This window comes from uncultured Chitinophaga sp., assembly GCF_937898475.1.
Taxonomy (GTDB): domain Bacteria; phylum Bacteroidota; class Bacteroidia; order Chitinophagales; family Chitinophagaceae; genus Chitinophaga.
Map to the genome: position 1 here is coordinate 248990 of NZ_CALEJS010000015.1, position 13500 is coordinate 262489.

General features: G+C 52.5%; 9 protein-coding genes. 6 read left to right on the plus strand and 3 right to left on the minus strand.

Features of this window, described 5'->3' with window-relative positions; translation table 11 throughout:
* Positions 1–74: 74 nt before the first annotated feature.
* From Q0577_RS07935 to Q0577_RS07945, 3 genes are all read left to right on the plus strand, one after another.
* Positions 75–2534, plus strand: coding sequence for a PKD domain-containing protein (locus Q0577_RS07935; RefSeq protein ID WP_298734554.1), 2460 nt, complete (start codon positions 75–77; stop codon positions 2532–2534).
* Between the two features lie 35 nt (positions 2535–2569).
* Positions 2570–4528, plus strand: a complete 1959-nt coding sequence (locus tag Q0577_RS07940; RefSeq protein ID WP_298734557.1) for a gliding motility-associated C-terminal domain-containing protein — start codon at positions 2570–2572, stop codon at positions 4526–4528.
* Between the two features lie 238 nt (positions 4529–4766).
* Entirely contained in the window at positions 4767–5213 is a 447-nt protein-coding gene (locus Q0577_RS07945; RefSeq protein WP_298734560.1) for a carbohydrate-binding protein, read from the plus strand.
* A 38-nt stretch (positions 5214–5251) separates the two neighbouring features.
* Here Q0577_RS07945 and Q0577_RS07950 read toward each other — a convergent pair whose 3' ends face one another.
* Positions 5252–5950 (minus strand): LytTR family DNA-binding domain-containing protein, encoded by a 699-nt coding sequence (locus Q0577_RS07950; RefSeq protein ID WP_298734562.1) that lies wholly within the window; start codon positions 5948–5950, stop codon positions 5252–5254.
* Positions 5951–5962: 12 nt separating this feature from the next.
* Positions 5963–7000, minus strand: coding sequence for a sensor histidine kinase (locus Q0577_RS07955; RefSeq protein ID WP_298734564.1), 1038 nt, complete (start codon positions 6998–7000; stop codon positions 5963–5965).
* 191 nt (positions 7001–7191) lie between these two features.
* Between Q0577_RS07955 and Q0577_RS07960 the strand changes: the two genes are divergently transcribed.
* Both Q0577_RS07960 and Q0577_RS07965 read left to right on the plus strand, forming a co-directional pair.
* Entirely contained in the window at positions 7192–9264 is a 2073-nt protein-coding gene (locus Q0577_RS07960; protein WP_298734567.1) for a hypothetical protein, read from the plus strand.
* Positions 9265–9273: 9 nt separating this feature from the next.
* Entirely contained in the window at positions 9274–10794 is a 1521-nt protein-coding gene (locus tag Q0577_RS07965) for an MBL fold metallo-hydrolase (RefSeq protein WP_298734570.1), read from the plus strand.
* A 17-nt stretch (positions 10795–10811) separates the two neighbouring features.
* Here the strand turns inward: Q0577_RS07965 and Q0577_RS07970 are convergent, their stop codons facing one another.
* Positions 10812–12689, minus strand: coding sequence for a M1 family metallopeptidase (locus Q0577_RS07970; RefSeq protein ID WP_298734573.1), 1878 nt, complete (start codon positions 12687–12689; stop codon positions 10812–10814).
* Between the two features lie 301 nt (positions 12690–12990).
* Between Q0577_RS07970 and Q0577_RS07975 the strand changes: the two genes are divergently transcribed.
* Positions 12991–13362: a hypothetical protein gene (locus Q0577_RS07975; protein WP_298734576.1), complete on the plus strand. Its 372-nt coding sequence runs from the start codon at positions 12991–12993 to the stop codon at positions 13360–13362.
* Positions 13363–13500: the final 138 nt, after the last annotated feature.

Below are 13500 nucleotides of genomic sequence, written 5' to 3' on the forward strand. Positions count from 1 at the left end.
AAAGTATGCGGTGCCCTATGCCCGTTGCTTTGTGTTTCATGGCGCCCACAGAAAGAAAACGATGATGTAAACCGATGAAGACCATTTTTATTGCCCTGTTGCTGGTGTTATACACCGGCCTGCATGAGCTATGCGCACAAACGTACACCCCTGTTGCCGTCACAGGGTTTAACAATGATGTTGTTGCGGAGTCAGGCACCAGCACAATTGCAGCGACCTCTACCGACCTGGATCTCAGCTTCAACATCCTGTATACAGCTGCTTTTGCAGCTACTAATGGCATTGCCGGCGGACTACCAGACAATGGCCTTATCGTTAATGGCGCACGCAGCTACCAGCTGGCTGATTACGATGCAGACAATGGCTTGTTCCTTTCCGCCAACGGTGCCGTAGCCAATACCGCTGCAGCAGGTACGCTTACACTGGCCACCCCGGCCACTTTCAGCCGTATCAGCCTGTTGTTGTTCTCTACAGAAGGCGCTACTACGGTAAGCGCTACACTGAATTTTACGGACGGCACCAGCGTAGCCGGCGGTAATATGAATGTACAGGACTGGTTTGATGGCGGCAACGCTGTGGTGTCAGGTTTTGGCCGTATTACACGCAAAGCTTTTCCGCCTTATATCGTAGATGGAGCGGCTACCAATAATCCCCGGTTTTACCGTTTTGATATACCCATTGCCTGTGCCAACCAGTCAAAGCTGCTGCAGTCCGTAACCATCACTTACCTCTCTGGCAGCGGTACCTTGTTCCCTACCAGGGCATGTATACTGGCGCTCTCCGGTGTTGCCTATACGCCGCTGAGCGTAGTGCCGGTTATTACCAATGCTGTATGCGGCGGTGGCAGCGGCAGTATTGCCTTAACCGTCAGCGGAGGTACAGCGCCTTTGTTTTACAGCTGGAACACCTTACCGGTGCAAACACAACCGGTTGCCACCAACCTGTCTGGCGGTAATTACACCTGTACTATTACAGACGCCAACGGATGCAGCACCACTTACCAGGGAACCGTGCTGCAGCAATCACCGGTTACGCTATCGCTCAGCGCCAGTGATACGCTGCTGTGTGAAGGCCAGTCGGCCACGCTGAGCGTCAGCGCCAGCGGTACTACCGTTAACGGCTATACCTGGCAGCCAACGAATGACACGGGCGCCAGCGTACCAGTTACACCGGCGCTCAGCACCCGCTATATAGTCAGCACACAGGATGTCTTTGGCTGCATACTGAAAGACAGTGTAGACATTGCCGTAAAGCCATTGCCCCTGGCCACCTTTACCGTTACGCCTGCGGAGGTATGCCTGGGTACCCCGCAAACGGTCGCCTTCACCGGCAGTGCGGGTGATAATGCTGTATTTAACTGGCACAATTTCTCCGGTGCAGCAGTACAAAGCGGCAGCGGTTCCGGGCCTTACAATATTTTATTCAATGCCGCAGGCGATTATACTTTGCAGTTGCAGATCACAGACAGCGCCTGTGTATCTGCACTTGTTAGCCAATCCGTTAATGTCAGCGAGCCGCCCGTGATAAGCATCCACCTCAGTGATCCAACACCCTGTGCCGGAGACCTTATCACCATCACCGCCACCGGTAATGCAGGTAATAACGCAACCACCGCCTGGAACTGGGGCGGGGGAGCCGCGCAGGGCGGCAATGGCTTTGGTCCTTTCAGCGTGCAATACCGGCAGAGCGGCACTGTATCTCTAACTGTAACGGATGGTGTATGTACGGTGAATGTTCCGCCACAGCAGGTAAATGTCATTCCATTACCTGTAGCGGCCTTCAGTGTTGACAGCACGACCGGTTGCCCCGATTTTCCAGTGGCCTTCACCAACCTGTCGCAGCAGGCGGATACCTGGTTATGGCGCTTCGGCGATGGCGATCTGTCATCCGAAGCGCATCCGGCTCATACTTACACCACAGCGGGCAGCTATACGGTTACCCTGATAGCCGGCGCTCAGCAACAATGTTTTGATACCCTGCAGCAAACAGCGCTGATCAATGTACAGGCCTCGCCGCGGGCTGTCTTCACCGTTCAGCCGGGCGTTAACCTGCCGCTGGAATACAGCGAAGCGCTTTTCAGTTTCAGTAACCAATCACAGAACGCCCTGCATTATGCCTGGGATTTTGGCGATGGCCTTACAGACGCTTCCCGTGATCCGCAGCATCGCTATGCACTGCCGGGCAGCTATCGTGTTACACTGACGGTGATGAATGAGATCGGTTGTGCCGACAGCACGAGTCTGGCCTGGCTTATGGTGGCGCCAGACAAGGTACTGCGTATACCCAATGCCTTTAGTCCTAACGGGGATGGAATTAACGACCGCTGGGAGATAGACGGCCTGCGCGGCATACCGGGCTGCCAGGTAACGATCTTCAACCGCTGGGGACAGCCTGTTTATGAGAGTATTGGCTATGAACGGCCCTGGGATGGTACCTGGCGCGGTAAGTTGTCGCCCAGCGGTACCTACTATTATGTTGTCAGGGCAAAGCCTAAAGATAAACCATACACAGGCTGGGTAGTATTACTCCGCTGATCACCATTTATCATCAACCATAATAAAACAAACGGATGAAACACGTTTTTACGCTCGTTTTTTTACTGGCCCTTTGTGCGGGGCGTCTGCAGTTATTGGCACAAACCTATTCGCCAATTCCCGTAACAGGATTTAATAATGATGTAGTGGCGGAAAGCGGTACCAGCGCCACTGCGGTTACCAGTACGGAGCTGGACCTGAGCTTCTACCTCCTGTACTCCCAGGCATTTGCCATTACCAATGGCCTGTCCGGCGGTATAGTGGATAACGGCACAATAGTGAACGGCAACCGTACCTACCAGCTGGCGCCCTATGACGTTAACAACGGCCTGTATTTGTCCAGTGGCGGGACTATTGTCAACACCGCCGCAACAGGTACGCTGGCGCTCACTACGCCTGCCGCCTACAGCAAATTAAGCCTGCTGCTGTTCTCTACGGAAGGTAACAGCACCATCGGCCTTACCCTGCATTTTGCAGACGGCACTTCAGCGCCCGGTGGTTCGGTAACCGTGCTGGATTGGTTCAACGGCGCCAATGCGGTGTACGGCGGTGTAGGCCGTATTGCTCGTCAGGCGGCCCCGCCATACCTGGTAGATGGTCTCTCCGGTAACAATCCGCGCTTTTACCGCTACGATATTTCTGTTGCCTGCCGTGATCAGCCCAAATCACTGGATGCTGTTTCCATCCGTTATATATCCGGCAGCGGCGTCAGTTCAAGAGCGGTGATACTGGCCCTCTCGGGCATTGTTTATGCACCGGTGACCGTAACCGCCAGCGTTACTGCCGCTACCTGCGACAATGCCGACGGCAGCATTGCCATTACCGCCACCGGTGGTACGCCGCCGTTAAACTATACCTGGACCAGCTCACCGGTACAGCTGCAGGATTCTGCCGCCAACCTGAAGGCCGGCCCTTATGCCTGCACCATCCTGGATGCTAACGGCTGCGCCACTACATACAATGGCGTGGTACCGAGGAAAACAGCCGCCGTACTTACCGCCACGGCAGATAAGGATGCTGTTTGCACCGGTAGTGCCGCCACGCTGAACGTGAGCGCCAATGGCCCCGTCAGCAATTACAGCTGGCAGCCGGGCAATGGCAGCGGCAGCAGCTTTACCGTAACACCCGCCGCTACCACCAGTTACATCGTCAGCGCTACCGACACCCTGGGATGCCAGGTAACAGATACGGTGCAGGTAACGGTTACGGCTATTCCGCCCGTACCCGTGGCAGATGCGGTGACCGCCTGTGTTGACAGCAGCGCCACCCTTCGGGTACAACGGCCCTCCCTGCTGGAAACCTATCGCTGGTACGCCGCCGCCACCGGCGGAGATCCCCTCGCTAACGGCGTTACCTATACGGTGCCTGCTGCTGCTACCGGGGCCACCTATTACCTGGAGGCTTCCACAGGCGCCTGCAGCAGCGACCGTGTGCCCGTAACCGTAAGCCGCCTGGAACAGGTGGCACAACCCGTGGTGAGCGCCACCCAGGTAACGCCTAACAGCGTCAACTTTAGTTGGCAGGCCGTACCGGATGCCACCGGTTACCAGGTGTCTGTAAACGGCGGCGCTTTCATCACCCCCAGCTCAGGCGCCCTGGGTACCAGTCACCAGGTAACCGGCCTGCCCTTATCCCAAGGGGTGAACATACGGGTCATTGCTTTGGGCGGCCAGGCCTGTCAGCATAGCGAACCCGGAGAGGCCAACGCAAAGCTGCTGAACCAGGACCTGTTCATTCCCAATGCTTTCACCCCCAATAACGACGGCCTGAACGACCAGTTCAGGGCAGAAGGCAATATCATCAGCGGGCAGTCCATGAAAATATTCAACCAGTGGGGAGAGCTGATCTTCGAAACCAGCGCCTCCGGTGCAGGATGGGATGGTACCCATAAGGGTAAGGCCCAGCCAGTTGGGGTGTACATTTATGTGATCCGGCTGAAACTCGCAGATGGTTCCGAGGTGCTCAAAAAAGGCGCCGTCAACCTCATCAGATAATAATTTTTTCTTTTAACCGTTAGTCGTTAGTCATTCGTTGTTAGTCGTAAGTGGCCCGGGTTTATACCCCCTGGTTTGATCACTAATCACTAACAACGAATGACTAACGACTTAATTATTTTTACGTTAAGTCAAAATATTATAAAAATTATTATTATTTTTCCGGCTGGATAATTGCCGGGTACTGGCCCCTGGCAGTCCGATTCCTAAGCGAATTGAAGCCTATCCTATGATGCCTATGAGGTTGACGCTGATGTTGTTGCAATGTTTACTGATCTTCCTGATACCATTGCTGGTACAGGGTCAGGAAGCTGCGCCGTCAACCCCGCCAGCCACCACCCCCGCTACCCCGGCAGCTCCCAAAGTAAAGCATGAGACAGAGTTCCAGATGAAAGCAGGCAGTTACCTGGGCTTCGGACAGGTATACCTGGGCATGGGGGAGATAGGCTTCCAGGTAGAAGTGACCAATTCACAGAAAAGCGAGCCAGTATTAGAATTCAGAATAGATAAACCCAAAGGCAAAGTAATAGGCACCCTCAAAATTCCTTACACAGGTGATACTACCTATGCGTTAAAGGTCCCGGCCAGGATGGGGAAAAATATCGGTACCCACGACCTTTACCTGGTAGCCAAAGGAAGCGGCCAGTTCATTATTTCATCGTTTTCCTTTATTCCCGTGTATTAGCGGGATACCTGTGTCCATAACGGTAGCAAGGCAGGCTGTCAGCGCCTGGTCCATTCTTCGATGAAAGCTGCGTAGCTATCACCGATAGGCAGCTCAATGGCATTGCCTATCCTGACCTTTTTGTTCACAATGGCGCTAACCTTGTTAATGGATACGATATAGCTGCGGTGAATACGGCGAAAGAGGGCAGGAGGCAGTTTTTCCAGCATGGCTTTCAGCGTCATGAGGGTCATGATGTATTTGCCCTGCTGCAGGTGTATGCGGATGTAATCCTGCAGTCCTTCAATATAGAGGATGTCCTGCAGGTCTATCTTTACCAGTTTGTATTCTGAGCGTACAAAGATGGCGGCCTCCGGCTGTGTGGCCGGTTGCTGGCGGAACTGGTGGTATTCCAGCGCCCGTTGTATGGTTCTTGAAAAGCGTTCAAAATTCAAAGGCTTGAGCAGGTAGTCCAGCGCCTCCAGCTCAAAACCTTCCACGGCAAATTTGCGGTGAGCGGTAATGAAGATGATGATAGGTTTAACGGACAGGGAGCGTACCAGGTCGATGCCACTGATGTCAGGCATGTTAATGTCCACAAAGATCAGGTCTACGGGCGTCTGCCGCAGGTACTCCGCTGCGGAGATCGCGTCGTCAAAAGTATGTACCAGGCGCAGTGCCGGGAACCTGCCCACATATTCCTGTATCAGCGCCAGCGACAGCGGTTCATCGTCTATGGCAATGCATTTCAATTGCATGTCGTTGTATTTTTATACTTCCAAGGTCAGCGTCACGGTGTAAAGGCCTTTATCTGCTGCAATATGCAACCGATGCCTGTTTGGATAAAGATGTTCAAGCCGCCGGCGTGCATTAGAGACACCAACACCGCCCCTGCGCTCCATTTCTTTCCTTCCTGTAAACACCGGGTTGCTGCTGTAGAAGGTAATGGTCTTTTCTTCCGCAAAGATGCGGATCTGCAGCGAAGAATCCTCATGGTTGCTGATCCCGTATTTAAAAACATTTTCCACAAAGGTCATGAACAGCAGCGGCGCAATATGTTTATGTTCCAGCTGCCCCTCAGCGCTGAATGCCAGCTGCACTTTTTTGCCCAGGCGGAGGCGCTGCAGGTCTATATAGTCGCGTATGCAGTTCACTTCGCTTTCCAGTGGTACAAAGTGTTCGGAGGCATCGTCTGTCACATAGCGCATGATGTTGGACAGTTTCATGATGCTGTCTGCCGTATTTTCGTTCTTTGTAAGGGCCAGTGTATAGATATTGTTCAGGGTATTGAACAGGAAATGCGGGTTGATCTGTGCCTTCAGAAAGGAGAGCTCTGCCCTGGCCTTGCCCGCTTCTGCCCGGGCGGCGCGCTGCTCGGTGAACCGCCATCGTTTACTGATCTCAATGGCCATGCTCAGGGCCACCATCATCACAAAGAGGAAGAGGCTTACAATATCTGTTTTGATGGGCGGCCTGCGTTGTGCAGGCGGCAACTCTGCCTGTATGCTGTGCACCAGCAGCCGGTCAAACGGGCGCAGATAATACACCATCAACAGCAGCAGGAGCAGGATGCCGAAGTAGGCCACCAGTTGTTTCCTGAAGAAGAGCCGGGGTATCAGCAGGTAACTGTTGCCATAGAACAGCACCATGTACAGCAGTGCAAACAGCCAGTAGTGGGCCATCAGCAGCAGTTCCCACCAGGGATGCCGGTTGCCGGGAAAGCCGCTCACAAAGAGCAGCGGCAGGCTCAGAAAGATCAGCCAGCAGGTAATGTGAGTAATGATAAGGGACACCTTGTTCCGGATCATAACGCAAAGAAACGGGTCCTGTTCCAAAAAAGGGTATTTATACGGGTCTTTTATTCGGGAAAAAGTGTCACCTTGCAGGTGGACATTGACCCCATATGAATGGACTTCGGTTGCAGATCTTTTAACACCCCAAAAGCACCAGCCAGGATATATCCTACAGCCCCGGATCCTGTTTCACTAAAAAAGTGATCATGGCAGTTATTAACAATCCTCCCAACTATTACGGGAAAAAGCCCCCGTTCCGTAAATTGCGCGGGTATGCTTTTGACCCCAGCCTGTCCCTGAAGATGGACACCGCCGACATCAACGATATTGTATACAAGGTGGTATGGGAAAACCTCAGTCCCGGCCCGGTAGGCGAGTACATAGAAGTGGTAGACTTTGACCCTACCGTTGGCAAATTCTACAGGGCCGTGAACCTGGACGATGACTACATCCTTGCACAGGATGGGATGGACCCCAGCGAAAGCGATCCCCAGTTTCACCAGCAGTTCGTATATGCCGTGGCCATGACCACCATCAAGAACTTTGAACGCGCACTGGGCCGTAAGGTGCTCTGGGAATCCCGCAGGGGCGAAGGCGTGGATGTGCAGGATGAATACATCCAGCGCCTCCGCATTTATCCCCACGCCATGCGCGAGCCCAATGCTTATTACAGCCCCGTGAAGAAAGCGCTGCTCTTCGGCTATTTTGCATCCACCCCGGCAGATGAAACGCTGCACATGCCTAATTCCATTGTGTTCACCTGCCTGAGCCATGACATCATCGCCCATGAGATCACGCACGCTATTCTTGACGGGGTGCATAATTACTATAACGAGCCTACCAATCCCGATGTACTGGCCTTTCACGAGGCCTTTGCAGATATTGTGGCCCTGTTCCAGCACTTCACCTTCCCCGAAGTATTGAAGCACCAGATCAGCAAAACCCGGGGCGACCTCGGTGCGCAGAACCTGCTGGGACAACTGGCACAGGAATTTGGCAGCGCAGTAGGCGATTACGGCAGCCTGCGCGACGCTATCGGCGAGATAGACGAAACTACCCGTCAGTGGAAACCACATGATCCCGATCCCGAAGATTACCGCACAGAAATGGAACCGCATGCGCGCGGCAGCATCCTGGTTGCCGCCGTGTTCGAAGCTTTCCTGAACATCTATAAAAGCCGCGTGGAAGACCTGCTGCGCATTGCCTCCAATGGTACCGGTATCCTGAACCAGGGCGATATTCAGCGCGACCTGGTAGACCGCCTGGCAAATGAAGCGGCGAAAGCGGCGGGCCACGTGCTCAATATGTGCATCCGCGCACTGGATTATTGTCCACCCATAGATCTCACCTTCGGCGATTATCTCCGCGCCATCATCACCGCCGATGCGGATATCGTGGCGGATGATAACCGCGATTACCGCCTGGCCTTCATCGATGCTTTCAGAAGAAGAGGTATCTACCCCGAGGGTGTAAAGACCCTGAGCGTGGAAAGCCTGCGCTTTCCCAACCGTAACATTGGCTATTCGCAGGAGGATAATGATACAGCCAACGCTGATCCTACCCAGGAACTGCTGGCCGTTATAAATGGCTTTCTGCGGGATTACGGCGATGAGATCAAGTACGTGAACGACCGTCAGAAGATCTACTATAAAACACGGGAATACATCACCGGCCTTTATGAAAAAGGACAGCCCCGCATACCCGGCCTGCATACCCGTCTTAATTCCAGGATTGCACAGTCGGCAGAATTTGCACAGCTCACCGGACTGGCCTTTGTAGAGAATTTCAGGGACCTGGGCATGCGTAAGTCCAGCCGCTATAACGGCGCTTCCTTCCAGATACTGAAGCTGCGGCATGTATCACGTGTAGGCCCCAACGGCACACAGGTCAACAACGTGGTGTTCTCCATCACACAGCGCGCCGGCGTTGTTTTCAGGGATGGGAAGATTGTTGACTATTACACGCCCAATAAAAGTTCGCTGTCACGGTTAACAGATAGCGGAGACCCCATTCCCGAAGGCGGCTTTGAATTCAGGGGCGCCTGCACCCTCATCTTTGACCTCGACTTACAGGTACTGAAATATGTGATCTCCAAACCGATACTGGATATTGACAGTCTCAATACCGGCCGTACGCCTTCGCTCAACCTGAAAAGGATCAGGGCGCAGTACAATTACCAGCATGGCGAGAGCGAGTGTGGCGTGAACGAGTACTTCCAGTATTTCGGCAACGGCTTCCATCATATGACAGAGCCCTTTGCTTTTCTTCACCAGCATTAATGAACAGCTATGTCTCCACAAGTAAAAAAAGCGCCTAAAAAAATAGTGGCCCGCCCCATTAACCATACGGTGCGCGTTGCCGGAAAGATAGACCGTGTGGCCATCCGCATGTATTGCCTGGGCACCGGTGATTGTTTTGTGCTGAAGTTCTTCAGCGGCAAAACAAGGAAATACACCATGATGATAGACTGCGGCAGCTGCAAAGGCGGCCCGGCGGAATTCAAGCCTTTTCTGCAGGACCTGGTGCAGTATGTGAACAACTCCGTTGACCTGCTGGTGATCACACATGAGCACAATGACCATGTGAACGGCTTTGCCAAACATCCCGACATCTTCAGGGCAATGGAGATCAAAGAAGCGTGGTTTGCCTGGACAGAGAACCCCGAAGATCCCGATGGCGCCGCACAGGAACTGCTGAAGAAGAGAAGCAGTATGCGCATGGCCTTACAGAACGCTATCCATGCCTATAAAAAAAGGCATGAACTTATGCGCATAGATGCAGACGGTAAAGCAGGCAAAACGGCCTATGACGGTATTATGCTTGATAACAGCAGCGCCTTCATCAACGGTCTCAATACCCTGGCCAGTATCAACCTGGCCGGTGAAGATGAAACGGAAGCCAAAGCCCTGCCGGGTATGCGCATCATTAAAGAGATACTGGAACAAAAGAAAGTGAAGATACGCTATCTCTGCCCCGGCGACATCGTCACCATCAGCCAGGCCGCCGGTATCAAATTCTATGTACTGGGTCCGCCGCAGCGCAGGGACCTGATGTTCAAGAACGGTAAGGAGGGCCGGGATGTATATGAAAGGAACATTGCATTGAATCAATGCTCCCTTGCCATGAATGCTTTCATTTCACTGAAAGAGGAAGTACGTAACGATGTGCCTTTTGCAGCCGATTTTGTGGTGGAAGGAGATGACCTGGAAGCCGTATACAAAGCCCCGGTAAACCGCTGGCGTAAGATAGATGATGACTGGCTGTCTGCCGCCGGTTCATTGGCGCTGCGCCTGAACAGCCATATCAATAATACCAGTTTAGCCCTTGCCATTGAATCAGTGGCTACCGGTAATGTACTATTGTTTCCCGGAGATGCGGAATATGGCAGCTGGGAAAGCTGGCACCAGATCCGGAAGTGGGAGAAGAAAGGAAGGAACGGCAAGCATCTGACTGAAGACCTGCTGAACCGTACCATTTTCTATAAGGTGGGACATCACCTCAGCTACAATGGTACTGCCCTTGAAAAAGGCATCCTGATGATGGAAAGCGATGATCTCGCAGCCATGGCAACACTTGACCGTAAGAACATTGCAGAGAAGTGGAAAGGCACCATGCCCAACAAACTCCTGCTGAAAGAACTGATCAAACGTTGCCAGGGCAGGGTGTTCCTGATGAATGAATACCAGATCACCAACCGGCCCTCCCTTCAGCTGGACCCTCACTCACTCGGAGAGAAGATTTATGAAGAAGGCCGCACACGAGACGGTAAAACGTTACTCTACAAACAATACGTCATCACCTCCCTGTAGCCGCTAACCGCCAACGGCTATTGGCCAACCGCTAATTTATTGTCTTCCGGCTCCGCATCCATAAAGATGCCGCCGTCCAGCAACACTGACTGTATCTTCTTTTTGGTAGCGATCTTCACGCTGGCCAGCTTTTGATTGGCCTGCCATACCTGTGGTGTCTGGTGCAGGGTGTCGCTGCTGCCATCCGTGTAGGTGATCAGCACATCAAAAGGCGCCGCCATACCGCCCTTGTTTTCCACCTGCAGGGTGTAGGCACCCGTACCGGGCTTCAGCGCTTTCACGGCGAGGTCTATATAGTAGCTGGAGAAGAACCAGTTGCTCCAGAACCAGTTCAGGTTTTTGCCGGAGGTGGTGTTGAAGATGTGGAAGAAGTCCCATGGAAGCGGATGCTTACCATTCCACGTTTGCATGTAGGCATGCAGGCATTGCTTAAACATGGCATCGCCCAGCAGGTCTTTTACCGCCAGGTAACCCAGTGCGGGTTTACCATATTGATTATTACCCAGACCTTTGGTGGCCTGCGCATCTCCGGGGGTGATAATGGGAATGTCTTCATCCGGACTGCCATCATTGATCCAGCCGTCTACGCGGAATTGTTTAAACAGCGCTTCCGCTTTTGCCGTGCCCAGGTCTTCGCGGCCTATCAGCAGTTCAAAGGCGGTAGCCCAGCCTTCATCCATAAAGCCGTAGCGCGTTTCATTAATGCCCATATAAAACGGCATGTAGGTATGTGCAATTTCATGCTCGGCAACAAAGCGGCTGAAAGCAGTATCGGGTGTAGTGCCGTCGTTGACCATCATCGGGTATTCCATATCAGCATAGCCTTGAACGATGGTGGTCTTTTCATAAGGGTAGGGGATGCCAGGCCAGTGGCGCGAGAACCAGTTCAGTGAATGACGGCCAAAGTTCACCATGCTGTGAAAGTCGCGGGCCGTATCATTATAGAAAGCCTGTACACCGGCGCGGCGTTTTGTGGCATCGTCTACGATCACGCTGGAAGCGTCCCAGACATAATGATCGCTGAGGCCAAAGGCCATGTCGGGTATATTGCTGGCTTTGAACTGCCAGCTGTTTACGGTTTGCTGCGTAGTGACATTTTTAGCCGCCAGGTCTTCCGCCGTTACAATACGGATTACCTGGTCGGTAGTTTGGGATGCTTTGTAGCGCTTTGCAAAAGCGGGTTGCAGCAGCTTTTCCGGTTGCTGCAGGGTACCGGTGCCTACCACGATGTAGTTGGCGGGCACATTAACGGTAACGGTATAATCATTGAAATCGCTGTAAAACTCATGTACATCGGTAAAGGTCATCATGTCCCAGCCGTTGTAATCATCGTACACGGCCACACGCGGGTAGAAGTAAGCGAGGAAGTAAGTGGTGGAGTCTATCATCCCTTCGCGGTTGCTTTGCAGGGAGATCTCATACTGCCATTCAAAGGACAGCTTTACGGAGTCATGGGGCAGTAAAGGCATGGGTAAGGCTACCGGCTGGTTGGTGAAGTTGATCTTCCGCCAGCGCTGGGGTTGTCCGTTCACCTTGAAAGCCGTCACCTGTACGCCGTCGTTAAGATAATCCTGCAGTACGGGCACCAGGCGGGGAGCGCCCGGTTTATGAATGTTCAGGAACAGTTTGATCACCAGTTGCTCCAGGGTGTCCGGACTGTTGTTCACGTAGGTGATCTCTTCGCTGCCTTTGATGGTCCTGTCGGGCGGCAGGGCGGTCACCGTAATATCGTACCGGGCACGGTTCTGCCAGTAGTTTTTTCCCGGGCGGCCATCAGGGGAACGGGTACCTTTCTTAAAAGCCTGCGAAATATCGCGCGGCATATACAGGGATTGGGCCCGGGCGTTAAAAAAGCCGGCCATCAGCATGGTCAGTAAAAAGGCATAGCGGAACATAATGGTTGTCTTTAATATATGTATTGATTTGTGATTTCGTTTGTTTATTGCACCTATACTATTTTCCCTCTTTTCATCCAGGCATCACCAGGGTTTCACACAGGCTTCTCTATGCTTTATCCTTGTGCCGGGCGTTTTTGTGAATATAGTATCATTCTCCTGTGTTTTATGAAGATAAAAATATTTTATTGTAGCCGGGGATAATAAAAGATGCTTGAGAACTTCACCGTTAATAATCTTACTGAATAATATTGCTCACCTGCCTTGAAAAGTCAACATTCACTCCTATCTTTGCGGCAGCTTGAAACAGGTTGCCGCTATATTATTACTCCTGGGCGTGCTGATGCAAACTTTCAGCAAAGCCTTGATCGTGGCTGAATACCAGCTGAACAAGGAGTATATTGCCGCCAATCTTTGTGTGAACAAAAGCCGCCCCAAAATGCATTGTAACGGCCGCTGTCACATGGTAAAAAAGATGAAGCAGGAAGAAAAGCAGGATCAGGAAAACCCTGAACGCCGCGCGGAGAACAAGTTTGAGATCATCTGCGGCGCTTTTCATACTGAGATCATCACACCGTTGCTCTCTGTTTCCGCCGTTCAATATCCTGTATTACAGGAAAACATCTGCACTGATTATACTCCCTCTTTCTTCCATCCGCCGCAAGTTGGCTGACCGCTAAATGCGTAACGCTGAACGCTACCTGCGTTTTCAGCGGCTGGTGCTGTTTTAAGGCCTTGAGCATACAGTATGCTGCTTGCAGCATTTTCCATTTGGCATTTTATGTTATTTGATCCGCGTACTGCGTTGCGT

Excerpts from the sequence above, each read along its gene's own strand:
- Q0577_RS07935 (WP_298734554.1), top strand. The coding sequence starts at position 75 with ATGAAGACCATTTTTATTGCCCTGTTGCTGGTGTTATACACCGGCCTG.
- Q0577_RS07940 (WP_298734557.1), top strand. The coding sequence starts at position 2,570 with ATGAAACACGTTTTTACGCTCGTTTTTTTACTGGCCCTTTGTGCGGGG.
- Q0577_RS07945 (WP_298734560.1), top strand. The coding sequence starts at position 4,767 with ATGAGGTTGACGCTGATGTTGTTGCAATGTTTACTGATCTTCCTGATA.
- Q0577_RS07950 (WP_298734562.1), bottom strand. The coding sequence starts at position 5,950 with ATGCAATTGAAATGCATTGCCATAGACGATGAACCGCTGTCGCTGGCG.
- Q0577_RS07955 (WP_298734564.1), bottom strand. The coding sequence starts at position 7,000 with ATGATCCGGAACAAGGTGTCCCTTATCATTACTCACATTACCTGCTGG.
- Q0577_RS07960 (WP_298734567.1), top strand. The coding sequence starts at position 7,192 with ATGGCAGTTATTAACAATCCTCCCAACTATTACGGGAAAAAGCCCCCG.
- Q0577_RS07965 (WP_298734570.1), top strand. The coding sequence starts at position 9,274 with ATGTCTCCACAAGTAAAAAAAGCGCCTAAAAAAATAGTGGCCCGCCCC.
- Q0577_RS07970 (WP_298734573.1), bottom strand. The coding sequence starts at position 12,689 with ATGTTCCGCTATGCCTTTTTACTGACCATGCTGATGGCCGGCTTTTTT.